This window comes from Amycolatopsis sp. NPDC059027, assembly GCF_042739735.1.
Lineage (GTDB): Bacteria > Actinomycetota > Actinomycetes > Mycobacteriales > Pseudonocardiaceae > Amycolatopsis.
Genome location: NZ_JBHYIK010000107.1, coordinates 1 through 22,795, shown reverse-complemented (window position 1 = coordinate 22,795; position 22,795 = coordinate 1). Strand labels below are relative to the sequence as shown.

At 69.1% G+C, this 22,795-nt stretch carries 23 protein-coding genes; 15 read left to right on the top strand and 8 right to left on the bottom strand.

Annotated elements, in window-relative coordinates; all coding sequences use genetic code 11:
- The coding region (locus ACFWY9_RS41905; RefSeq protein WP_378341494.1) for an MFS transporter at window positions 1–1,255 on the bottom strand (1,255 nt) is incomplete at its 3' end.
- Window positions 1,256–1,382: 127 nt separating this feature from the next.
- On the opposite strand from ACFWY9_RS41905, the gene ACFWY9_RS41900 reads away from it, so the two are divergent.
- The 8 genes from ACFWY9_RS41900 to ACFWY9_RS41865 all read left to right on the top strand — a co-directional run bounded on the left by ACFWY9_RS41900 (window position 1,383) and on the right by ACFWY9_RS41865 (window position 9,768).
- Window positions 1,383–1,835, top strand: a complete 453-nt coding sequence (locus ACFWY9_RS41900; protein ID WP_378324134.1) for a MarR family winged helix-turn-helix transcriptional regulator — start codon at window positions 1,383–1,385, stop codon at window positions 1,833–1,835.
- Between the two features lie 63 nt (window positions 1,836–1,898).
- On the top strand, window positions 1,899–2,825 hold the full coding sequence (locus tag ACFWY9_RS41895) for a hydroxymethylglutaryl-CoA lyase (RefSeq protein ID WP_378341493.1): 927 nt from the start codon (window positions 1,899–1,901) through the stop codon (window positions 2,823–2,825).
- Entirely contained in the window at window positions 2,818–3,549 is a 732-nt protein-coding gene (locus tag ACFWY9_RS41890; RefSeq protein ID WP_378341492.1) for an enoyl-CoA hydratase/isomerase family protein, read from the top strand. The genes ACFWY9_RS41895 and ACFWY9_RS41890 overlap by 8 nt, the downstream gene beginning before the upstream one ends.
- Window positions 3,546–4,733, top strand: coding sequence for a CaiB/BaiF CoA transferase family protein (locus ACFWY9_RS41885; RefSeq protein WP_378341491.1), 1,188 nt, complete (start codon window positions 3,546–3,548; stop codon window positions 4,731–4,733). Before ACFWY9_RS41890 ends, ACFWY9_RS41885 begins: the two co-directional genes overlap by 4 nt.
- Before the next feature lies 1 nt (window position 4,734).
- Window positions 4,735–5,484 (top strand): enoyl-CoA hydratase/isomerase family protein, encoded by a 750-nt coding sequence (locus ACFWY9_RS41880; RefSeq protein ID WP_378324138.1) that lies wholly within the window; start codon window positions 4,735–4,737, stop codon window positions 5,482–5,484.
- 5 nt (window positions 5,485–5,489) lie between these two features.
- On the top strand, window positions 5,490–7,139 hold the full coding sequence (locus ACFWY9_RS41875; RefSeq protein WP_378341490.1) for an AMP-binding protein: 1,650 nt from the start codon (window positions 5,490–5,492) through the stop codon (window positions 7,137–7,139).
- Entirely contained in the window at window positions 7,136–8,101 is a 966-nt protein-coding gene (locus ACFWY9_RS41870; protein ID WP_378341489.1) for an NAD(P)H-dependent flavin oxidoreductase, read from the top strand. The genes ACFWY9_RS41875 and ACFWY9_RS41870 overlap by 4 nt, the downstream gene beginning before the upstream one ends.
- Window positions 8,102–8,304: 203 nt before the next feature.
- On the top strand, window positions 8,305–9,768 hold the full coding sequence (locus tag ACFWY9_RS41865; RefSeq protein ID WP_378341488.1) for a right-handed parallel beta-helix repeat-containing protein: 1,464 nt from the start codon (window positions 8,305–8,307) through the stop codon (window positions 9,766–9,768).
- Between the two features lie 12 nt (window positions 9,769–9,780).
- Here ACFWY9_RS41865 and ACFWY9_RS41860 read toward each other — a convergent pair whose 3' ends face one another.
- Entirely contained in the window at window positions 9,781–10,815 is a 1,035-nt protein-coding gene (locus tag ACFWY9_RS41860) for a bile acid:sodium symporter family protein (protein WP_378324142.1), read from the bottom strand.
- Between the two features lie 97 nt (window positions 10,816–10,912).
- Here ACFWY9_RS41860 and ACFWY9_RS41855 point away from each other — a divergent pair, with 97 nt between their 5' ends.
- Window positions 10,913–11,776, top strand: coding sequence for a LysR substrate-binding domain-containing protein (locus ACFWY9_RS41855; protein ID WP_378341487.1), 864 nt, complete (start codon window positions 10,913–10,915; stop codon window positions 11,774–11,776).
- 6 nt (window positions 11,777–11,782) lie between these two features.
- Here the strand turns inward: ACFWY9_RS41855 and ACFWY9_RS41850 are convergent, their stop codons facing one another.
- Together ACFWY9_RS41850 and ACFWY9_RS41845 are read right to left on the bottom strand one after the other, a co-directional pair.
- A complete protein-coding gene (locus tag ACFWY9_RS41850) occupies window positions 11,783–12,334 on the bottom strand; it encodes a sigma-70 family RNA polymerase sigma factor (protein ID WP_378341497.1) in 552 nt (183 codons plus the stop codon).
- Window positions 12,335–12,530: 196 nt separating this feature from the next.
- Complete coding sequence (locus ACFWY9_RS41845; protein WP_378341486.1) at window positions 12,531–13,022, bottom strand: RNA polymerase sigma factor; 492 nt, start codon at window positions 13,020–13,022, stop codon at window positions 12,531–12,533.
- Window positions 13,023–13,164: 142 nt separating this feature from the next.
- Between ACFWY9_RS41845 and ACFWY9_RS41840 the strand changes: the two genes are divergently transcribed.
- Window positions 13,165–13,809: an endonuclease gene (locus tag ACFWY9_RS41840; RefSeq protein ID WP_378341485.1), complete on the top strand. Its 645-nt coding sequence runs from the start codon at window positions 13,165–13,167 to the stop codon at window positions 13,807–13,809.
- Window positions 13,810–13,976: 167 nt separating this feature from the next.
- Window positions 13,977–14,243 (top strand): WhiB family transcriptional regulator, encoded by a 267-nt coding sequence (locus ACFWY9_RS41835; protein ID WP_378341496.1) that lies wholly within the window; start codon window positions 13,977–13,979, stop codon window positions 14,241–14,243.
- Between the two features lie 112 nt (window positions 14,244–14,355).
- Here the strand turns inward: ACFWY9_RS41835 and ACFWY9_RS41830 are convergent, their stop codons facing one another.
- Both ACFWY9_RS41830 and ACFWY9_RS41825 read right to left on the bottom strand, forming a co-directional pair.
- On the bottom strand, window positions 14,356–15,576 hold the full coding sequence (locus tag ACFWY9_RS41830) for a glycoside hydrolase family 64 protein (RefSeq protein ID WP_378341484.1): 1,221 nt from the start codon (window positions 15,574–15,576) through the stop codon (window positions 14,356–14,358).
- Between the two features lie 17 nt (window positions 15,577–15,593).
- A complete protein-coding gene (locus tag ACFWY9_RS41825; protein ID WP_378324147.1) occupies window positions 15,594–17,000 on the bottom strand; it encodes a carbohydrate-binding protein in 1,407 nt (468 codons plus the stop codon).
- A gap of 206 nt (window positions 17,001–17,206) precedes the next feature.
- On the opposite strand from ACFWY9_RS41825, the gene ACFWY9_RS41820 reads away from it, so the two are divergent.
- The 4 genes from ACFWY9_RS41820 (at window position 17,207) to ACFWY9_RS41805 (ending at window position 20,641) form a co-directional block, all read left to right on the top strand.
- A complete protein-coding gene (locus ACFWY9_RS41820) occupies window positions 17,207–17,950 on the top strand; it encodes an SDR family NAD(P)-dependent oxidoreductase (RefSeq protein WP_378324148.1) in 744 nt (247 codons plus the stop codon).
- Window positions 17,951–18,128: 178 nt separating this feature from the next.
- On the top strand, window positions 18,129–19,343 hold the full coding sequence (locus tag ACFWY9_RS41815) for an LCP family protein (RefSeq protein ID WP_378324149.1): 1,215 nt from the start codon (window positions 18,129–18,131) through the stop codon (window positions 19,341–19,343).
- A 118-nt stretch (window positions 19,344–19,461) separates the two neighbouring features.
- Complete coding sequence (locus ACFWY9_RS41810; protein ID WP_378341483.1) at window positions 19,462–19,905, top strand: DUF6924 domain-containing protein; 444 nt, start codon at window positions 19,462–19,464, stop codon at window positions 19,903–19,905.
- 7 nt (window positions 19,906–19,912) lie between these two features.
- Entirely contained in the window at window positions 19,913–20,641 is a 729-nt protein-coding gene (locus ACFWY9_RS41805) for an ATP-binding cassette domain-containing protein (RefSeq protein WP_378341482.1), read from the top strand.
- 29 nt (window positions 20,642–20,670) lie between these two features.
- On the opposite strand, the gene ACFWY9_RS41800 is transcribed toward ACFWY9_RS41805, so the two are convergent.
- Together ACFWY9_RS41800 and ACFWY9_RS41795 are read right to left on the bottom strand one after the other, a co-directional pair.
- Entirely contained in the window at window positions 20,671–21,042 is a 372-nt protein-coding gene (locus tag ACFWY9_RS41800) for a GNAT family N-acetyltransferase (RefSeq protein ID WP_378341481.1), read from the bottom strand.
- 25 nt (window positions 21,043–21,067) lie between these two features.
- Complete coding sequence (locus ACFWY9_RS41795; protein WP_378341495.1) at window positions 21,068–22,288, bottom strand: DUF222 domain-containing protein; 1,221 nt, start codon at window positions 22,286–22,288, stop codon at window positions 21,068–21,070.
- Window positions 22,289–22,795 lie beyond the last annotated feature (507 nt).

Sequence of the window (22,795 nt, the reverse complement as noted above, 5' to 3'; positions counted from 1 at the left end):
GGGTTTTTTGTTCCCGGCGTACTACCTCGATGGGTTGTTTTTTTTTAACCCCCCCCCCCCGCGGGGGGGGGGGGGGCGGGCCCCCCCCCCCCTCGTTCCACCCGTGGGGGTGCCGCGGGGCGGCCCCCGGGCCGGAGAGGTAGATCGAGGGGATCGAATAGAAAACCGTCAGGCCGGAGTAGTGCGCCGCGGTCATCAAGGCCAGCAACACGATCACGAGGTACGGATTGCCGCTCACGAACGACAGGCCGATCAGGCAGGCGGCGGCGAAGAACTCGGCGCCCGCCGCGTGCCACCGTCGTTCCAGGGTTCGGTCGGAATGGCGGCCGACGAGCAGCATGACGCCCATGCCCAGCACCGGCGGGATCGCCGCGAGCAGGCCGATGTCCAGCACATTGCCGACGCCGGAACTGTTGATCACGAGCGGCGTCCAGAACGAGACCGCGTTGGCGAGGGTGTAGCAGCCGCACGAGACGAGACCGAGGATGTAGACCCGGGGATCGCGCAGCGCACGCAGCATCCCGCCGTGCTTCGCCCCGGTCTGTTTGCGGTCCTGGTCGGCGCCGAGGTCGTCGGCGATCGCCTGCTTTTCGGGCTCGCTCAGCCAGCGCGCCTGTGCCGGTTTGTCCTGGAAGAACAGCATGACCAGCACGCCGAGCAGGATGGGTGGAAGCGCTTCCAGCGCGAACAGCCACTGCCAGTCCTTCAGGCCGAGCGCGCCGCCGAGGGTGTGCATGATCCAGCCGGACAGCGGCGGGCCGAGGATGCCCGACAGCGGAACCCCGAGGAAGAACAGGGCGGTCATCCGGGTCCGCCGGGCCGAGGGGAACCACTGCGCGAGATAGAACAACGCGCCGGGGAAGAACCCGGCTTCGGCGACGCCCAGCAGGAAGCGGGCCACGTAGAACAGGGCGGGCGTGGTCGCGAAGACGGTCAGGAACGTGACCACGCCCCACGACACCATGATCCGCACCAGCGTCTTTCTGGCGCCGATCCGCGCGAGCAGCATGTTGCTCGGCACCTCGAAGAGGATGAAGCCGACGAAGAACAGCCCGACGGCCAGACCGTAGACGCCTTCGCTGAACCCGAGGTCGGCCTTCAGCCGGACCTGTGCCACGCCGACGTTGGTCCGGTCGATGAAGCTCACCACGTAGCAGGCCAGCAGCAACGGCATGATCCGCCACGCGACCTTGCGGTAGAGCCGGTCGCGGGGAACGGGAGCCGCCGCGGGGCCGGTGGGGGAAGTCGACGTCACTGTCTCACTCCGGGATCGAGAGGAAGGCACGCGCCTCCGGTGCCGCCCCGAGTCTTGATCCGAGTGTTGAGAATGTCAACACCCGGTTTTCGGGCCGCGACTCCCGCCGGTGGCCTAGAATCGCCGGATGACCACGCTGCTTTCCATCTCCGAGCTGCTGTCCTACCGGATGCACCGGGTGGCCAACGCGATCTCCCGCAGTGCCGCGACCCGGTACCGCCGCGACTTCGACGTCAGCCTCGGTGAGTGGCGCACGCTGGCCCTGCTGGGCGAGGATTCCCCGCTCACGCTGAACAAGCTCGCCGCGCGGGCCGGGCTGGACAAGGCGCAGATGAGCAGGGTGGTGGCCAAACTGGACGAACGCGGGCTGCTGGTCCGTGAGTCCGGTGCCGGGCGCAGCACGCGGCTGTCGCTGAGCCGCAAGGGGAAATCCCTCTATCAGGGGCTGATCGAGGCGGCCAACGAGCGCAACGAGGCGTTCCTGGTCTGCCTGACGCCTGCCGAGCGTGACGCGCTGGATTCGGCGCTGGACAAGCTTGGCAAGCTCGCGAAGGCACTGGAAAGTCAGCAGTCTCTCTAAGTGTTGACATTATCAACACTGCTCCGGTAGTCCTGGGGTGAATGATCCTCAGGAGGTGGACCGATGGCAGACCGTGTGACGATCTGCGAGTGCTTCGCCCGGGACGGGCTGCAGCACGAGGCCGGGTTCGTGCCCACGGAAACCAAGCTAGAGCTGCTCGCCGCCTTCACCGCGGCGGGGTTCCGCCGCATCGAGGCCACGAGCTACAGCCACCCGCGGCACGTGCCCGCGTTCGCCGACGCTTCCGACGTGCTCGCCGGTCTTCCCCGGCGCGACGGTGTCGCGTACAAGGCGACCTGCCCCAACCCGCGGGCCGTGCAGCGCGCGATCGCCGACCTCGACGCCGGTCGTGGCGCCGAGGAGCTGAGCTTCCTGGTGTCGGCGACCGAGGGACACACCGAACGCAACCTGCGGACCACCCGGGCGGCCCAGTGGGAGAACGTCGCGGAGATGGCCCGGCTCGCGCAGGGGAAGTTCACCGTGGTCGGGGTGGTTTCGGTCGCGTTCGGCTGTCCCTTCGAAGGGGCCGTTGATCCCGGCTCGGTCGTCGCCGACATCGTCCGCTTCGCCGAACTCGGCGCCGGCCTGATCACTTTGGGGGACACCATCGGCGCCGCGACGCCCAGGACCGTCGCCGATCTCTACCGGCGGATCGACCGGGCCGGGGTCGAAATCCCCGTGGTCGCGCACATGCACAACACCCGGGGGACCGCACTCGCCAACTGCGTCGCGGCGCTGGACGCGGGCTGCCGTCACTTCGACACGGCCTTCGGCGGCGTCGGCGGTCATCCCGCCCGGATCGCCTACGGGCAGGGGCTCACCGGGAACGCCTGCACCGAGGACCTGGTCGCCCTCTTCGAAGCGATGGGCGTCGACACCGGGCTCGACGCCGACCGCGTCGCGGCGGCCTCCGAACTCTGCGAGCGGGCGCTGGGCCGCGAGCTCTACAGCATGATCGCCAAGGGGCGGAAGGAAAAACTCGATGCCTGAGGTACTGCTCAGCGAGGACGACGGGGCGGTGCGCGTCCTGTGGCTCAACCGTCCCGAAAAACTCAACGCGCTCAACACGGCGCTCACCGGAGCGCTGCACGACGCGTTGCTCGAAGCCGACCGCGACCCGGAGGTCCGCGCGCTGGTACTGGCGGGCAGCGGACGCGGTTTCTGCGCCGGTGCCGACCTTTCCGAGTTCGGACATTTGACGCCGGACAACCCGGCCGCCGTCCTGGAACGGGCCGAACTGACCAGCCGGACGCAGTCCCTGCTGCGCGAGCTGTCGACCCCGGTGGTCTCGGTGGTGCAGGGCGCGGCGGTCGGCGGGGGAGCGGGCCTGGCGATCGGCGCCGACATGACCGTCGTGGCCACCGACGTCAAGTTCGGGTACCCCGAGATGAAGCACTCCATCGTCCCCGCGGTCGTGATGACCGGCCTGCAGCGGCAGCTCGGGCCCAAGCTGGCCTTCGAGCTGATCAGCCTCGGCCGGATGCTGACCGCACCGGAAATGCTCGACCTGGGGCTGGCCAACCGTGTCGCGGAGCCGGGGAACCTGCTCGACGAGGGCCTGCGGATCGCCCGCCGGTGGGCCGAGTCCAGCCCGCTGGCGATGGCCGCGACGAAGACGCTGTTCCACCGCGTCGCCGATCTGCCCTACGCCGAGGCGATGCGCGCGGGCCGGGACGTCAACGTGATCATGCGTGGATTCCGGGAGCGCCGATGAAACCGTTGTCCGGCATCACGATCCTCGATTTCTCCCGGGTGCTGGCGGGGCCGTTCGCGACCCAGGGACTCGCCGAACTCGGGGCCACCGTGCTCAAGGTGGAACGTCCCGGTCGCGGAGACGAGTCCCGCGGCTGGGAACCCTGCCTGCCCGCGGGCGAAAGCGCTTACTTCTTCGCGTTCAACCGCGGGAAACGCTCGATCACCCTCGATCTCAAGACCGAACGCGGGCGGGAACTCGCCCGTGACCTGGCCGCCAAGGCCGACGTCGTCGTCGAGAACTTCCTCCCCGGCACACTGGACAAAATGGGGCTCGGCTACGAAGCGCTGTCCGCGGTGAACCCCGGCCTGGTCTACGTGTCCAACACCGGGTTCGGCCAGGACGGGCCGTACCGTGACCGCAAGGGTTACGACACGATTTTCCAGGCCCTGTCCGGGATCATGCACCTGACCGGCCACCCGGACACGCCCCCGGCGAAGGCGGGTGTCCCGGTCGCCGACCTCGCTTCCGGCCTGTGGACGATGATCGCCGTCCTCATCGGACTTGTCGGGCGCGGCGGCACCGGCCGGGGGGCCCATGTGGACATCGCGATGATGGACGTCCAGGTGAGCCTGCTGGCGCTGGCCGCGGCGCGGCTCTTCGCCTACGACGAGGATCCCGTCCGGCAGGGCACGCAGCACCCCGGCCGCGTGCCTTCGGCGGCTTTCCAGTGCCGGGACGGTCATTGGCTCCACCTCAGCGCGAGCGATCAGCACTGGCTTCCGTTGTGCGAGGTCCTCGGGCTCGCCGACCTCGCGGCCGATCCGGAGCTGGCCGCCAACGCCGGACGTCTCCGGGAGCGTGACCGGGTGCTGGGCGCACTCCGCGCGGCTTTCGCGCAGCGGCCCCGGGCGGAACTCGCCCGTGCGCTGCGTGAGCGCGACGTCCCGGTCGGCGAGGTCAACTCCGTGCGTGAGGCGCTCGAAGACCCGAACACCGTCGCACGTGGCATGGTGGGGCACTTCGACCATCCGGCCGAGGGCCGGTTTCCCGCGCTGCGCACCCCGCTGCGGCTCGACGGCTACGAAGATCCGGAACCCGCGGTGCCACCACGGCTGGGTGCCGACACCGACGCGGTGCTGGCCGCCTACCTCGGTCTGTCCACAAAGGAAATCGAAACGCTGCGCGCGGAAGAGGTGATCTGAAGTGGACCCGGTGCTGGTGCGCAAGGACGCCGGGGTCGCCGAGGTGACCCTGAACCGTCCCGAGGCGCGCAACGCGCTGAATCTCCCGATGTGCACGGCGTTGCGGGAGGTCTTCGCCGACCTCGACGCCGATGACGACGTCCGCGTCGTCGTGCTCAAGGCCGACGGACCGGTCTTCTGCGCGGGCGCGGATCTCAAGGAGCGCAAGGGAAAGGACGAGACCTGGGTTCGCAGGCGGCGGCTCGCCTCGTTCGCCGCCTACGAGACGATCGAACGCTGCGGGAAGCCCGTGTTCGCCGTGGTGGACGGTCCGGTGGTCGGTTCCGGCGGCGAGATCGCCATGAGCTGCGACTTCGTCCTCGCCTCGGGGGCCGCGACCTTCCGCTTCCCCGAACCGCACTGGGGCACGATCGGCGCCACCCAGCGGCTGCAGCGCGTCATCGGCAAACGGCGCGCGAAGGAACTGCTGTTCACCGGTCGGGTGGTGGACGCGGAGGAGGCCGCGAGCCTCGGCCTGGTGACCCGGCTTGCGCCCGCCGGTGAACTGGCGAAACTGGTGACGGAAACGGTCGAGGCGATCCTGGCGGCGCCGCCGCTCGCGCTGAGCCTGACCAAGCAGTCGGTCGATCTCGGCGAGGAGGCGGCGCTGACCACCGGGATCCGTATCGAGCTCGCCGCGATCGAACGGAATCTCGCCGACGGCGGGTGGCGGCGGGGCGTGGCCGAGTTCGCGGACCGGATCGGAGAGTGACCACAGTGGACCCGAGAGAACTGGACCTGACGGGCATCTGTCCACTCACGACGGACGCCGCCCTGCGCCGCGCCGCGACCGTGGTCCCCGACGTCGAAGCCGTCGTCAACGCCCACGAGCGCGTCACCTACGCCGAGCTGGCCGAGCAGGTCGCGGTGCTGCGTTCGGCGCTGCACAACGCGGGTGTCGATCGGGGTGACCATATCGGACTGTGCCTCGGCAACGGGCCTCGCTGGGTGGCACTGTTCCTGGCCATCACTTCGCTGGGCGCGGTGACCGTGCCGGTGAACACCCGCTTCAAGGCGCCGGAACTGGAATACACGCTGCGCCAGTCGGACGTCAAGCTGCTGTTCGTGGCGGACAAGGTGCTCAGCTCCGCCTTCGTCACGATGCTCCGGGAAATCTGCCCCGCTGTCGACAAGGAGCTGCCCGACCCGAACCTTCCCCGGCTGGCACAGGTTGTCGTGATCGGCGAGGACGTGCCCGCGGGAGCACTGAGCTGGGACGAGTTCGCGGCGGGCACGGGAAAACCGGTCGAGCCAAGCGCCGAACCCGACGACGTCGCGCTCGTCCAGTACACCTCGGGGACCACGTCGTTTCCCAAGGGCGTGCTGCTCACCCACCGGAACATGTGTGCCGACGCGTTCTTCTCGGCCACCCGGCTCGGGCTGCGCGCGGGCGACCGGTTCTACAGTGGACGGCCGTTCTTCCACGTGGCGGGCACGACGTTGTCGATCCTGGCCTGCATCCAGCAACTGTCCACTTTGGTCACCGCGGAGAGGTTCGTCCCCGAAACGGCGCTGCGCCTGCTGGCCGACGAGAGATGCACGCACTTCGCCGGGAACGACACCATCGCCCTGATGCTGCTCAATCACCCGGATCGCGAGCGATACCGGCTCAGCCTCCGCGGTGCCTGGCTCGCGGCGTCGCCGACTGTGGTGCGGCGCGTGATCGACGAACTGGGCGCCGTCGAGGCCGTGGTCGGCTACGGGTTGTCGGAAGCCTCTCCCAACGTCGCGCAGTCGGCGTGGTGGGAGGACGAGGACCTGCGGGTGGACGGCAGCATGCCACCGGAGCCCGGAGTTTCCGTACGCGTAAGGGATCTCGTCACCGGAGACGACGCCGAGCCCGGGCAGCCGGGCGAGATCCTGGTCCGCGGCTGGAACGTCATGCGGGGTTACTACGCGATGCCGGAGCAGACCGCGGCGGTGCTCGACGCCGGCGGCTGGCTGTCCACCGGCGACCTCGGCGTCCTGCGTGCCGACGGGCGGCTGCTGTTCACCGGCCGCGCGAAGGAACTGATCCGGGTCGGCGGGGAGAACGTCGCGCCGACCGAGGTCGAGGCGGTGCTGCATCGGCATCCGGCGATCCGCCAGGCCGCGGTGGTCGGCGTCCCCGACGAACGGCTCGTGGAGGTCCCGTTCGCCTTCGTGGTCCTCAACGACAGCGCCGCCCCTGCTGCCGACGAGCTGATCGAGTGGTGCCGCGGCGAGATGGCGGGGTTCAAGGTCCCGCGCCACCTCCGGATCGTCGACGGTTTCGAGGGCATCGGGATGACCGCGAGCGCGAAGATCCAGAAGAACCAGCTGGCCGAGCACGCCACACACATCTTGAACGGGCAGAGTTTGAACGGGCAGAGTTTGGACGGCCGATGACAGCGATCGAAACCGACGTCACCCGGCTGCTCGGCATCGACCTGCCGATCGTGCAGGCCGGGATGTCCTGGGCCTCGTCCTCGCCGGAGCTGCCACTCGCGGTGTCCCACGCCGGTGGCCTCGGCGTGCTCGCCGCGGGGCCGATGCGTCCCGGCGACCTGCGCGACGCGGTCCGTGCCCTGCACGCGGGCACCGATCGCCCGTTCGCCGTCAACCTCCCGCTCTACCGCAAGGGCGTCGAGGAGACGATCGACCTGCTGCTGGCGGAACGGGTCCCGGTCCTCATCGCCTCGCAGGGCGGGCCGCGGCGCTATCTCGACCGGTTCCACGCCGCGGGCACCGTCTGCCTGCACGTCGTCGCGAGCCCGGAGCACGCGCGCAAAGCCGCCGATGCCGGAGTGGACGGCCTGATCGTGGTCGGTGCCGAAGCGGGCGGGCATCCGCCGCCGGACCTGGTCTCGACACTGGTGATCGTCCGGGCGGTCGCCCGTGCCGTACCGGATCTGCCGCTCATCGCGTCGGGCGGCTTCGCCGACGGCGCCGGGCTGGCCGCAGCACTCGCGCTCGGGGCAGGGGCGGCGCAGTTCGGCACCCGGTTCCTGGCGAGCACCGAGGCGAACGTCCACCCCGCCTACCAGCGGGCGGTCCTGACCGCGACGGTCACCGACGCCCAGCCGGTCGGCCGGGAACTGGGCGTCATCCGGGCGCTGCCCAACACTTTCACCCGCGACATGACCAAGCTCGAACGCGAGGGCGCGAGCGTGGAGGACCGCCGGCTCCGCTTCGGGAAGTCCACCCTGAAAATGGCGGCCTTCGACGGGGACGTCGACAACGGCAAGATCGAAGCCGGGCAAAGCGCCGGTCTGGTGGACGACATCCGGCCCGCGGGCGAAATCGTGCGCACGCTCGTCGCCGAATACCTCGCCGCGGTTCGTACGCTGCCTGGCGTACAGCCCGAGTGACACCCGGGACGGCACTCGGCGTAACCGTGTAACGACGGGGACCCGGGCAGCGACTTCTGGGACGCGTGAGGCGAGCCAGGGAATTTTCCTTCGGCACCGGCGAACGGCGAGGGTGCCTGGACCATCCTGTGTGGTCGGCAGCGCGCTGTCCGAAGAGGCTCCCCGCCGCCATGGGCAGGCGGGCGAATCGGTGTTCCGGAGGCATGATGAAGGCGCGCGTCCTGCCCGTGGTGTTGATACTGCTCGTCTCGCAGGTGGTCGTTTCGGGAACGGCGGCGGCCACCGGTGGGGTGTGCGACGGCGTGTTCGGCGTCGCCGAGGCCCCGCAGGGAGCCGACGTGGTGGAGCCGGGCACCGATCTGTCGGCCAGGACCCGCAGCAGCCCACCGGGGACGACCTTCTGGCTGAGCCCTGGCACCCATCACCTGGCGCCGGACCAGTTCGGCCAGGTGATCCCGAAGGACGGCGACGTCTACCTCGGCGCGCCGGGGGCGGTGCTGGACGGCGGTGGGACCAACCGGGCGGCCTTCACCCAGCAGGCCGCCGGCGTGGTGATCCGGGGGCTGACCATCCGGGGCTTCGTCGCGCCGCAGGACCAGGGTGTGGTCAACCACGATTCGGCGCCGGGCTGGGTGATCGAGGGCAACGTCATCGAGGAGAACCGGGGCGCCGCGATGATGGCGGGCGCCGGGCAGCGGGTCCGCGGGAACTGCCTGCGGAACAACGGCCAGTACGGGATCAACGCCTACCGCTCGGGCGGCGGCGTCCGTGATCTGGTCGTCGAAGGCAACGAGATCACCGGGAACAACACCGACGACTGGGAGACGAAGGTGCCCGGCTGCGGATGCAGTGGCGGCGCGAAGTTCTGGGCAGTCGACGGCGCGGACATCCGCGGCAACTGGGTGCACCACAACCACGGCGCCGGCCTGTGGGCCGACACGAACAACAACGACTTCCTGATCGAGGACAACCTGATCGAGGACAACGAGGCCGAGGGCCTGTTCTACGAGATCTCGTACAACCTCGTCCTGAGCGGGAACACCTTCAACCGCAACGCCTGGACGCGCGGCCGCTGGCGCGCGGAACGGGGTGACAAGTTCCCGGTCGCCTCGGTGTACATCAGTGAGTCGGGCGGGGAACCGCGGCTGCCCGCCAGGACCGACAAGATCGAGATCCGCGGCAACATGTTCTCGGACAACTGGTCCGGGATCACCCTGTGGGAGAACGCGGACCGGTTCTGCAACAGCCCGGCCAACACGTCCACGCTGTCCTGCACGCGGCTGGTGACATCCGCCTCGGACTGCGTCCAGCCCGGGATCGCCACGGAACCGTTGTACAGCGACTGCCGGTGGAAGACGAAGGGGGTCGTCGTGTCCGACAACACCTTCGAGTTCGACCCGGCCATCCCGGGATGCTCGTCGCTGTGCGGGCGGATGGCGGTGCTCTCGAACTACGGGACGTACCCGGCGTGGTCGCCGTACAAGGGCGCGGTGATTTCGGAGGCAATCACCTTCCACCAGGAAAACCAGTGGCGTGACAACAAGTACTACGGGCCATGGACCTTTGTCGCCCACGATCCTTCGCGGGGCTTGACGTTCGACGAGTGGCGAGCGGCCCCGTACCAGCAGGACGCGTGCAGCAGCTTCGGTGAAGGAGGCAGCTGCTGAGCAGGGGACCGCTCAGGCGGCGCGCACGAGCGCGTCGTCCGGTTCGGGCACGTCCTCCCGGGCGTACCGGCGGGCGAGCGCCGCGCAGACGATCAGCTGGATCTGGTGGAAGAGCATCAACGGCAGCACGATGAGCCCGACCCTGTCGTGTCCGAAAAGGACGGTCGCCATCGGGAGGCCGCTGGCGAGGCTCTTCTTCGAGCCGCAGAACAGGATCGTGATGCGGTCCGCGCGGCCGAAGCCGAGCAGCTTCGCGCCCGCGCCGGTCACCGAGAGCACCAGGCCCAGGATCACCGCGCACACCGCGGCCAGCACGAGCAGGCTCAGCAGGTCGATCCGGTGCCAGATGCCCTCGGTCATCCCCGCGCTGAACGCGGTGTACACGACCAGCAGGATCGAGCCGCGGTCGAAGATCTTGAGCGGCGCGGAATGCCGGGTGATCCAGTCGCCGATCCAGCGCCGCGCCAGCTGTCCCGCCACGAACGGCACCAGCAGCTGCAGGACGATGTCGAGCACCGCGGAGCCGTTGATCCCGCCGCCGTCGGTGGACAGCAGCAACGCCACCAGCAGCGGGGTGAACACGATGCCGAGCATGTTCGACAGCGACGCGCTGCAGATCGCGGCCGCGACGTTCCCCCGCGCGATCGAGGTGAACGCGATCGACGACTGCACCGTCGACGGCAGGACGCATAGGAACAGCACGCCGGTGTAGAGGTCCGGGCTCAGCAGGCCCGGTGACAGCACGGCGGTGGCGAGCCCGAGCAGCGGGAAGAGCACGAACGTGGCACACAGCACCAGGGTGTGCAGCCGCCAGTGCCGCAGCCCGTCGAGTGCCTCCTGCGTCGACAGCCGCGCGCCGTAGAGGAAGAACAGCAGCCCGACCGCGATGTTCGTCGCCACCCCGAAGCCCTGCGCGACCACGCCGGAGGCGGGGAGCAGGGACGCGACGCCCACGGTGGCCAGGATCCCCGCGATGAACGGGTCGATACGGAGCTTGGCCAGCACGGCGGTGAGGGGCTTGGTCAGCGTCGCGAATACGGTGGTCATGGATCTCCCTTCCCTGTTCATTCTCGCCGCGCGAATGATCATTGTGAACCCCGATGACCGCACTGACTGTTATCGGGGAACGCGATAAACTTCCCGCGTGCTGGATCCTCGCCTGTGCCGGTCGTTCCTCGCGGTCGCCGAGACCCGCAGCTTCACCGCCGCGGCCCGGCGGCTGGGTGTGGGCCAGCCCACGGTGAGCCAGCACATCCGGCGGCTGGAGGACGCGGTCGGCGGGCTGCTCTTCGCGCGGGACACCCACGCCGTGGATCTCACCGCGCGCGGGCAGGCGATGCTCGGCTTCGCGCAGACGATCGTGGACACCGAGGACCGCGCCGAGCGGCATTTCCGCGGCGCCGAGCTGCGTGGCCGGGTGCGGCTGGGGGTGTCGGAGGACTTCGCGCTCGGCGAGCTTCCGGACATCCTCCGCAGGCTCCGGCACAGTCATCCGCTCGTCGACGTCGAACTCACCGTGGAACTGTCGGACACGCTGGCTCAACGGCTCGGTGCCGGACAGCTCGACGTCGTCCTCGGCAAACGCAGGCCGGGAGCGGTGAGGGGACGGCTGCTGTGGCGCGAACCCCTGGTGTGGATCGGTTCCGCGGCCACGGTGATCGAACCCGGCCAGCCGGTGCCGCTCGTGCAGTACCCGATGCCGTCGATCACCCGGCAGATCGCGGTGGAATGCCTCGAACGCGCCGGGCTGGACTGGCGGGCCGCCTGCCAGACCTCGAGCCTGACCGGCCTGCGCGCGGCGGCCACCGCCGGGCTCGGCGTGAGCCTGCACGCGCGCAGCCTCATCCCGGCCGACCTCGCCGAACTGCCGCCGGACTGCGGCCTGCCGGACCCCGGGGACATCGAGTTCATGCTGCTGTCCCGGGAAACGGCGGAGGGACCCGCGGTGGCGCTCGCGGAGTTCATCGTCGACCGGGTCAGCGTCTCGCGCGACACCCGGCGGTCCTGACCGGGCTCAGCGCGTCCCGGTGGTGAGGAGCTTCCGCAGCCGGGCCAGCGCGCGGTGCTGGGCGACCCGGACCGCGCCGGGCGTCGAGCCCACCGCGTCCGCCGTCTCCTCGGCGGACAGGCCGACGACCACCCGCAGGACCACGATCTCCCGCTGCCGGTCGGGCAGCACGCTCAGCAGCTGGGCCATGCGCTCGTTCAGCTCGTTCTGCAACGCGTACTGTTCCGGCCCGACGGCCGCCTCGGCCGCTTCGGGCACATCGGCGACCGGGTCGGCGCGGTTGCGTGCCACCGCGCGGTGCGCGTCGGCCACCTTGTGCTGCGCGATGCCGTAGACGAAGCCGAGGAAGGGACGGCCCTGGTCGTGGTAGGTCGGCAGGGCCGTGAGCACCGCGAGGCACACCTCCTGCGCGACATCGTCCGCCGAGGCGTAGGACCTTTCCAGCCTGCCGACCCTGGCCCGGCAGTACCGCACGACCAGCGGCCGGATCGCCGCCAGCAGCTGTTCGACCGCGAAGGGATCACCCTCGATCGCGTCGGCGACCGGCGCGTCGAGCAGGCGCCAGTGTGACGGAAAGGGATCGGCGGGCCGGCCCGCCGAGGCCAGTTCCCGTACCAGCGCGCGGTTCTTCAGCCGGAGCAGCGCGCCCTCGACGTCGACGCCGGTGTGGAGCGTGTCGGCCAGTGCGGCGTCCGCGGTGCGCAGTGCTTCGGTGATCGCCTGATCGCCGTAGGCGGTTTCCGGCATCTCTGCCTCACCTCTTGTCGTGTGGTCGCCGGGCGGCGGGGAACCGCTGTCTCAATCGTTCCCGCGCGTGCCTGCGGTGGGAGCGGACCGTCGCGGGGGAGATCTTCAGCGCCTGCGCGGTCTCGGCCGGGGTGAATCCGTCGAGCAGCCACGCCAGCACGGTCCGTTGCTGGCGGGGGAGTACGGAAAGGAGGTCGACGATCTCGGCGTGCTGGGCGACGAGCGTGACCAGCTTGTCGTCGGCGGGCTCGGCGGGCGGGAACCAGTCGGCCCGCGGACCGGCGTCGACGCGGGCCCGTTCGGTGGCGAGCCTGCCCGCCACGCCCCGCACCCAGGCGCGGGGGTGCTCGATCGACGACCAGGACTCGTAGGCGAGCAGCATCGCGTCGGCGGCCACGTCGCGCGCCACGATCACCTCGGTGCCGATCTTGCACAGAAAGCCCACCAGTGCTGGGAATTCGGCCCGGAAGAACGTGTCGAAGTCGTCGTCAGCACGCACGCGTTCCCTCACCGTCCCCTCGCGCCGCGTGTCGCCTGTCTCTTGACAGGTGCGGTGAGCGGGCCGCCAGGTGGTAACGATTTGGTCAAGGCTGATCGCGCGGCACGTGTATGAGGCGCGGAACATCGGGTAGCCGATCGGAATGACTACTGAGGAGACGGTGGACCGGCTCCTGCGGGAGGCCGGCCGGACGTATGCCGCCGAGGCCGGGATCAACCTTGCCGACAAGCCTTCCCCGCTGTACCGGCTGTTGACGCTCTCGCTGCTGCTCTCGACGCGGATCAAGGCCGACATCGCGGTCGCCGCGGCGCGGGAGCTGCACGCGGCCGGGTTCGGGACGCCCCGGGCGATGGCGGAGGCGAGCTGGCAGGACCGCGTCGACGCGCTGGGCCGCGCGCACTACCGGCGCTACGACGAGCAGACCGCGACCGCTCTCGGGGAGGGCGCGGAACTACTCCTCGACCGCTACCACGGCGACCTCCGCCGGGTACGCGAAGCGGCGGACGGGGACATCGACGTGCTGCGGGACCGGCTCACGAAATTCCCCCGCATCGGCCCGGTGGGCGCGGCCATCTTCGCCAGGGAGGTCCAGGAGGTGTGGCCGGAGTTCCGGCCACAGCTGGATACGAAGGCGTTACAGGGCGCGAAGAAGCTGGGGCTGCCTCAGGACACCTCCGAGCTTGCCCGGAAGGTCGAGGGAAAAGCACTGGCCCGGTTGGCAGCGGGGCTCGTACGGGTGACACTGGACGATGCGCTCGCGCGGAAGGTGACCGAGCCGACAGCGTGACCGGGGGAGTAAAACCAGGTGCCCGTGCGTTGGGACTCGGGCCGCTCTTCGGCGGCCTCTCCCGTCCCGCCCGGCGAAATCCGCCTCGCCGTGGTGGCCGGGGTCTGTGCGATTCGAGAAGTCGGTTGACGCGAAAAGACAATGAACTGAGGAGGTGAATGACGGAAATGGATGCCATGACGACGGAATGGCAGGCCGAAGCTGCCTGCCGTAACGAGGACCCGGAACTGTTCTTCCCGATCTCCGAGGTCGGGCCGGGAGCCCGCCAGACCCGGCAGGCCAAGGCCGTGTGCGCCCGCTGCCCGGTACGCGCGCAGTGCCTTTCCCACGCACTGCGCAACGGGCTGGACCATGGCGTGTTCGGCGGTACGACCGCGGCGGAGCGTCGCGAATTGACCCGCCTGGCCGGTGTCGGACGGCATCACGCGGCTTGACGTCGCCGGTGTTCCCCGGCGGTGTTCCTTTATGTTTCTCCCGGCGATTCACCGGGAATTCCGGCGCGCCGGAGTGGCGTCCCTTTCTCGGGCGGCCACTCCGGCGCGCGGCTCACCAGCCGACGCTCAGCGTGAGCGCACTCGGCGGACTGCTGTTGCCGAGGATCTTGACCGAACTCTGGTCGTTGATGTCATCGTAGGCGAACCCGTACGCACGGTGATCGATGCCGACGGAGTGGAAGAACTTCGCGTAGTCGTTCTGCGTCGCCCCGGTGTAATACGCCGAAGGCGTGTACCACTTCGCCGTGTCCTGCGCGACGCCCCGGTTGAAGGCCGCGCAGAACTCCGCGCCGAGTTCGAGTTCGATGCCGCTCATTCCCGGCGAAGCGAGCGCGCCGGAACACGTCACGACGTCCTTCGTGGTCGGCTTCTTGAGCGACTGCGGCGCGGAACCATCCTTGGTGAAGGTGAGTGTGTCGCCGGAGACCTTCCCGGTGAACTTCTGGCCGAGCCGGGTCAGCGTGAACCCGCCCGTGTACTTGCTCCACGCCTGGTCGATGGTGGACTGGAAATAGTTCGCCTGCGCGCCACCGGGGGAGAACAGCGGCGAGGCGCTCGGCGCGAGGATCCGGTAGGTACCGGCGAGCGGTTTGAACGCCGCGCCCACCTCGCCGGAATACCGGGAGAACACCTGGTCGCGGCTCGCCGTGACGCCGACCGTCTGGTCGTAGCCGGTCGAAGACTGCTGCAGGCGCGCGGTCATCGGGAACCCGAACATGTCGACCTGTGTGGTGTTCCCGCCGAAGTTGGCCTTGCCGTTGGCGAAGGTGTACTCGTACCAGTCGAGGTACACGTCGGCGTTCGGATCGGCGGGGTTGTTCAGGTCCGGGCCGCCCCAGCCGCTGTCGTCCGCGGCGATCGGCAGGTACGTCGGCGAACCGAGCGAGAGGTAGATCCGGCCGCCGTATACGCTCGGCGGCATCGTGACCGTCGACGCCTGGGCCAGGGTGAACGACATGTTCGCGTAGTTCCGGCCCTTCTTGGTCAGGTGCCCCGGCGCGGTCTCGTCGTTGTGGTTGATCGGGGTGAACGTGCCGTCGGGTTTGAGGTAGTGCCATTTTCCGCCGGGCTCCGGCATGCCCAGAATCGTGACGTGGACCTGGGCGTCGCTCCACTTCCCGCCGGTGTTGTTCTTGAGTGTCAACGGGAACTGGCCCGCTGCCGCCTGTGCCTGCGGGGTCGCGACGGCGACGGCACCGGCAAGCAGGAGTATCGCCGCGAACGCGCGGCGCAGCCGCCGTCCGGTGCGCTGTGGACTGTGCTTTGTGGACATTGCTGTTTCCTTCGTCTTCAGTGCCCGAAGGTGAACCAGTTGAGGCTGACGAACGGGGCGGGCTGGCCGCTGGTGAACGTGAGGTACACGTCGTGCTTTCCGGTGACGCCGGTGATGTTCGCCGGCACGGTTCTCCATGCCTGCCAGCCGCCGGTGGAGGCGATGGCGAAACTACCGATCGGAGCGGCCGTGGCGCTGTCGAGCCGCACTTCGACCAGTCCGCTGACGCCGTTGCCCGCGCCGCTCGCGACCCGGCCGTTGAACTGACTCGCCGGGGTACCGCCGAAATCGACGTTCCGGTACAGCGCCCACTGCCCGTTCTTCGCCTGTGCGAGGTTCTGCCCGCCCCCGGCGTCGGCGCTCGGTTCGGTGCTCAGCCCGGTCAGCGTGTCGGCCGATTCCGCCTCGATCCGGCCGTAGGCGTCCCGCGTACCGGAATTCGGCGGTGTGGTCGGCGTCGTGGTCGTCGCCCCACCGCCGCGGGAGAGGACGCGGACGTAGTCGACGACCATCGGGACACCGGACTTCGTGGCCGCGGTCGGTCCGCCGCCGAACGCGTCGGGGAACCCGCCGCCCATCGCGACGTTGAGGATCAGGAAGAAGCCGTGATCGGTGGCGTTCTTCCAGGTCGTCGCGTCGACCTGGTCCTGGCGCACGGTGTGGAAGTTGACGTCGTCGACGTAAAAGCGCAGCTGCTGCGGGTTGACGCCGCGATCCCATTCGAGCGCGAAGGTGTGGAAGCCGGCCTGGCAGGCGGTGCCGGGGCACACGTGCTGCCCGCCGATGCCGGTGGTCTCGTTGCACGGCCCGCCAGGTGATACTCCACAGTGGACGGTGGCCCACTCGTTGTTGAGGCCCTGGACGTTCTCCATGATGTCGAACTCGCCGATGCCCGGCCAGTTCCACCAGTTGCCGCGGAACGGCGCGCCGAGCATCCAGAACGCGGGCCAGTAGCCCTTGGCCGCGTCACCGGTCACATTGGGCATCTGGAGCCGCGATTCGACGCGCAGGGTGCCGTTCGCGGGCGGCTGGAAATCGGATCTGACCGTCTCGATCCGGCCGGACGTCCACTTCCCGGCGCCGTCGCGCACCGGGGTGATCCGCAGGTTGCCCTGGCCGTCGAGGGCGACGTTGCTCGTGCTGTCGGTCATCGTCTCGACCTCGCCGGTGCCGAAGTTCGGCGGGCCGCCGGGGTAGCTGGTGCCGGTGGTGTACTGCCAGTTCGCCGGGTTGACCTTGCTGCCCGCGGCGCCGTCGAAGTCGTCGGCGAAGACCTGCGTCCAGCCGGACGGCGGTGGCGGCAGCGCGGCCTGCGCCCGCATGGTCAGCGGGAGCGTGATCAGCACCGCGGCCGTCATGGCACCGATGAGCAGGAGAAAGCGTCGTCTTCCGACGCGGGCGGGGAGGGTGATCGGGCTGGGCATCGGGTGACCTCCTTGTCAGCCCTCGGTCCAGTACGCGGGTTTGTTGCGACTCACAACAAACCCGGGGTTCCTATGAGAACGTGCCGACCGGCTGCTGTCAGTCCGCCGTTCGGAGGAACTTGGCTCCTGCGCTCCTCGTAGCCCGATGAGGTCTGGACCACAGCCCGATCCGCTGGGCCGGTCGGCGGAATGGCAGACTGCCCGGCGTGAGCGGAACGGTCCTGATCCTCGGCGGACGCAGTGAAATCGGCCTCGTCGTGGCGCGGCGGCTGGTGGCGGGCGGCGCGCGTCGCGTCGTGCTGGCCGCGCGCCGGAGCGCCGAGCTGACGGCGGAAAGCGCCCTGCTGCGCGAAGCCGGGGCCGAATCCGTGGCCTGCGCCGAGTTCGACGCCGACGACCTCGCCGCCCATGGGCCGTTCCTGACGAAGATCGCGGCCGAGCACGGCCCGCTCGACGTCGTGGTGCTGGCCTTCGGCATCCTCGGCGACCAGGCCAGGGCCGAGGCCGACGCCGCACACGCGGCGGCGATCGTCCACACCGACTACGTCGCGCAGGTCGGTGTGCTGACTCACGCGGCGAACCTGCTGCGGGAGCAGGGGAACGGCACGCTGGTCGTGTTCTCCTCGGTCGCCGGGGTGCGGGTGCGGCGGGCCAACTACGTCTACGGTTCGGCGAAGGCCGGTCTCGACGGCTTCGCGAGCGGTCTCGGCGACGCGCTGCATGGCAGCGGGGTGCGGCTCCTGGTGGTGCGACCCGGATTCGTGATCGGCAGGATGACCGAGGGCATGTCGCCCGCGCCGTTCTCCAGCACTCCGGACCAGGTCGCCGACGCGACGGTCGCCGCCCTTCGCCGTGGGCGTGGCACGGTCTGGGTGCCGGGCATCCTGCGGCCGATGTTCGCGGTCCTGCGGCTGCTGCCGCGCGCGATCTGGCGCCGCATGCCGCGCTGACGGCGGGCGGTTTCCGGGCACGGAGTGCCTTGTCGATTACCCAGCGTTGTGTGATATTGGGCTGTGCGGGCGGTCCACACGGGTTTGCGACAGGTTTCTCAGGTTCTTCCCAGCTAACGCGGTGATCCTCGAATGCGGGGTCGGGAATCCGCGTCAGGGAAGGCAAGGGGAGTTCGTCGTGCTGCTCACGTCTCGGGGCCGCCGCATCGGCGGCCGCGTCGCGCTGGGAGTGGTGTCGACGCTCGTCCTCGGCGCCACCGGTTACGCGTGGTCACAACTAAGCCGCCTCGACGCGTCGTTGGTGACCGCCGACGTCATCTCCCCGTCCGGCCGGGTGCCGGCCGAGCAGATCGGCCAGCCGCTCCAGACGGCGCAGAACATCCTGCTGGTCGGGCTGGACTCGCGCACCGACGCGAACGGCGAACCGCTGCCGCAGAACGTGCTCGACGCGCTGCACGCGGGGAGCAACACCGACGGCGGCGACACCACGGACACCATGATCGTGGTGCACATCCCGGTGGGCGGGGCAGCCGCGACGGCGATCTCGATCCCGCGTGACTCCTATGTGGACATCGCGGGCGGGCTGGGCAAGCACAAGATCAATTCGGCGTACAGCCGGGCCAAGGCGAACGCGAAGTCCACGCTGAGCGCGCGCGGGATTTCCGGGCCACAGCTGGAAGTCCAGGCCAACGAGGCCGGGGCGAAGAGCGCGATCCAGACCGTCGAACAGTTCACCGGGCTCACCATCAACCACTACGCCGCCGTGAACCTCGCCGGCTTCTACGCGCTGAGCAACGCCGTCGGCGGCGTCGAGGTTTGCCTCAACGCGCCGGTGCACGAGAGCCACTCCGGCGCGGACTTCTCCGCCGGTCCGCAAACCCTGTCCGGCGCGCAGGCACTCGCCTTCGTCCGGCAGCGGTACGACCTGCCCAACGGCGATCTCGACCGGATCGCCCGGCAGCAGGCGTTCCTGTCCAGCATGGCCAAGAAGGTCCTCGGCGCGGGGACGCTGACCAACCCGGCCAAACTGGATGCGCTGATGTCGGCCGTGCAAGGCTCGGTCGTGCTCGACAAGGGCTGGGACGTGCTGAGCTTCGCCCGTCAGCTGCGCGGGCTGAGCTCGGGTTCGATCGGCTTCGCCACCATCCCGGTGCAAAGCCTTTCGCTGCCGACGCCCTACGACGGCGACGCCGTCCAGGTGGATCCGGCGCAGGTGCGCGAATTCGTGCGCACGGCGTTCGCCGCCCCGGCGGTCACCGCGTCCTCGGGCACGGGGAGCCAGGGCGGCAGTGGTGTCCGGCCGGTGGCCAACACCAGCACGCCCAGTACTCCGGCGGAACCGCCGTCCCTCTCTTCGCCGCGGGTCGGCTCCGCGGCGGGCTGCGTGAACTGAACGTCCTGCCGGTGACGGTCAGGCAGTTCTGGCTGCCCGAAGGTCACTGGATCGGCCGGTTCCGCGCTCCGCGGGGTTAAGGTCGCGCCGGTCACCAGGAGGGCGGAGGCCAGTGAAAATGCTCCCGGACGGTGACGGCGCGCTCGTGATCCGCACCGATTTCACTCATCCCCAAGCCTGGGGCGAGTTGTGTGCGCTACTTCGCGGCTACGCTCCCGAGGGTCTGCTCACGGACGTGCGGGTAGTCGACGATCCGCACTTCGAAGGCATGACGACACAACAGCTGCTCACCCTCGTCCCGGACGGCGGCGAGTATGCCTACCTGGCCGTTGCGGACGGGCTCACCATGGCGTCGGCGGCGAAACGCCCGCAAGACCGCAGCGTGGCCATCGTCGATCTGGACGACGAAGAAGAACCGGGCCGCATCTTCCGTGCCCTGGTCTCGGAACTCGCGTCGATCGACGCCACTCTTTCCTTGGTGAACCTGGACTTCGCCGAATACGCTGACGCGGTGGGAAAAGACGGCGTCCATCGAGGCTTCCGACCGGCCGAGTACCGATGAGCCGGGTGTGATCGCCGAGCTGAGCGATCTGACCGTTCGGGTCGACACGGGCCGGTGGAGCGGGACGATCCTGGACTCGGTGCGCCTCGTGGTCCCGGCAGGGCGGATCACCGCGCTGCTGGGAGAATCCGGGTGCGGTAAGTCGATCGTCGCCGCGGCGCTGACGGGTCAGCTTCCCTCGGCCGCGCGCAGCACCGGGGACGTGCGCATCAACGGCACGGCCGTGCGAGACGAGCGGCAGTGGCGACAGCTCCGCGCCGGAACCGTCGGCCTCGTGCCGCAGTTCGGGGTCACGGCCTTCGCGGCCGAGCAAACGGTTGGCGCGCAGCTACACGAGCGCCAACGGCTGCATCGCGGCCGGAGTGTCGAGGAGGCCTGCGCGGCGGCGTCGTACCCGGCGGAGGTGCTCGATCTGTATCCGCAACAGCATTCCAGCGGGCAGATCCAGCGGGCGGCGCTGGCCGCTGCCTTGCTACCCGGCCCCGACCTCCTTGTCGTGGACGAACCCAGCGCGTCCCTCGACAGGGACACCGCCTGGGAGGTGTGGGCCGCTCTACGCGCCTACGCCGATACCGGTGCCGCCGTGCTGACCATAACTCACGACGTCACGCTGCTGACCGAAACCGGGGTCGCCGACCAGATGGTGTTTCTGCGTGATGGCCGCACCGTCGCCACGGGGTCACCTACCGAGATGCGTGCTCTCGCAGATCCTTATGTGCAGGGCTTCTTTCTTTGAGCTTGTCGTTCAAGGACCTGGTGTCCTCGTCAGCTTCCCGGCGGCGAGTGCACGTGCCTGTTGCCCGCCGAGCCGGGCCCCCGGACCTGGGCCGTCGTCCAGTAGCCGACTTCAGCCACACCGGCGGTCCCCACCTTCACCACAACGTGGCCGACGGGTGCGTAGTCGTTCTCCTCGGCCACCACCGCGAAACTGAACCGCGTCGCGGAATCCCAGCCGGCAGCCTGTACAGCCAACCACTGTCGCGCCTCGGCTTCGTCGGCCAGAGAGTTGGCCAGCCAACGACGCAGTGCCGGATCGCGATGTGCCGCGACCAGCGCCGGCAGGTCGTCCAGCCGCCACGGGCGCAGCCGCAGGACGGCCGCGGACTCGCTGTTCGGTACGGACAAGACAATCGTCACGATCGTTCATTTTACGAGACATCCGCTAGACGATGGTGGGGACGTGAAGGTTGTTTCTTCGGGGTGTGCGTAGCGGATCCACGTAGTCGGGCGGGATGAATTCGGGGAGTCCGTCTTCGGCGATGCGGACTGTCCAGTTGGCTTTGTGGAGGAGTCGGTGGTGGGCGCCGCAGAGCAGGACGAGATTCCGGAGGATGGTGTGTCCGCCGTGGGTCCACAGGGTTATGTGGTGGGCGTCGCAGTGTCGGGGTTTGCGGTGACAGCCGGGGAAGGCGCAGCCGCCATCTCGGATTACCAGTGCTTTTCGTAGTGCTGGGGTGACGAGTCGTTTGGCTCTGCCGAGGTCGAGGGGTTCGCTCTTGGTGCTGAGGACGGCGGGGATGACGTGGCAGTCGCAGGCGAGCATGCGGGCTTCGGTGGCGGTGATGGTGCTGACCATGTCCAGGCACGCGGTGCCCAGCTTCGACTTCAAGTCTTCGAGCGTGACCGTGACCAGGAGTTGGGCGCGGTTGCCGCCGGGGACGTCGGGCACGTTGGCGAGCATGGCGATGGCTTCGCCGAAGGCTTCCCCGTAGCGCTGGGACGGTGACCGCAGATCCGGCCACCTGTCTTCCCCGGCGGGCCGTGGTGTGGCCAGCGGGTCGAGGATGGTGCTGAGGCGGGTGCCGGTGATGGGGTCGAGTTGTCCGTCGATGTCGTACCAGCCGTCCTTGCGCTGCCGCAGTCGTAACTCGGGCTTCCGTTCCGGCGGGTCCGGGTCTTTTGGTTCTTTTCCGTCCTGGTCCATCCGTGCCAGGATCTCGTCGGCGGCCTTGACCACTTCCTGTGGTGTGGCGTGGCGGGCGAGTTCGACGAGGATTTTCTCGGCGCTGCTTCTGTCCTCGTCGGACACAAAAGCGGGGACCTTCTTGAGGAAGTGGAGGATCCGGTCGCTGTGGTGCGGGCCGATCTCACCGTCGAGTGCGGCGGCACGCGTTGCTGGCGCGGTGGCGGGGAGTTCGGTGCCGTCGATGTTGCGGCCAGGGTTCAGTCCGTGGGCGCGGTCGAGGTATTTTTTGGCTTCACCCCGCGACATTCGTGCCATGTGCGCGAACCATGCCGCTGTCGACCCATACCCGTACAGCTCGGACACACCGCGTGTCTCGATCTCCGCAAGGTACTTGCCAAGCTCGGCGTCCAAGCGCCACAGGGACTCCAGTCGCGTACGCACCTCATCGGCGAGTTCACGACCGGATCGCCGCCACATGTCCTGCGGCGGTTCCAGGGTGGACAGATTCCCGGACACGCCACCATCATACCGCGCCGATAGAACATATGTGCGACACGAACGGGTGAAGTGGGCTCCGTGGTCGGTTCTGTCCACAAAGGACTAAATGCTGACCGGTCACGATGCCTCCGAGGAGACTCGTCCTCGCGTGCCAGCGACCATAGTAGACAGTTCGCACTCGCACGTCGCGAAGCCGGATTGCCAAGTCCGTGAATGCCACATTGAGGTTTCTCGTTAAGGGTCCCGGGGCTGTGTGTGTTGCCGGAGGTGTTGTAGGACGCCTTCGGTGCGCTGGTCTGGGGTGTGACAAGGGCGTCCCTGGGTGCGGTGGATGCACTCAGGGCGTCCCTCGGACTGGCCGCGCACGAGCCGACTCCATCGCCCGATGTCGCGAACGCTCCGTTGCCGACGATGAACGTCCCGAACGGGAGCGTTCGCGTGTCGATCACAGGGGAAGCGCCCACCAGAATAGACTTAGATCCATAT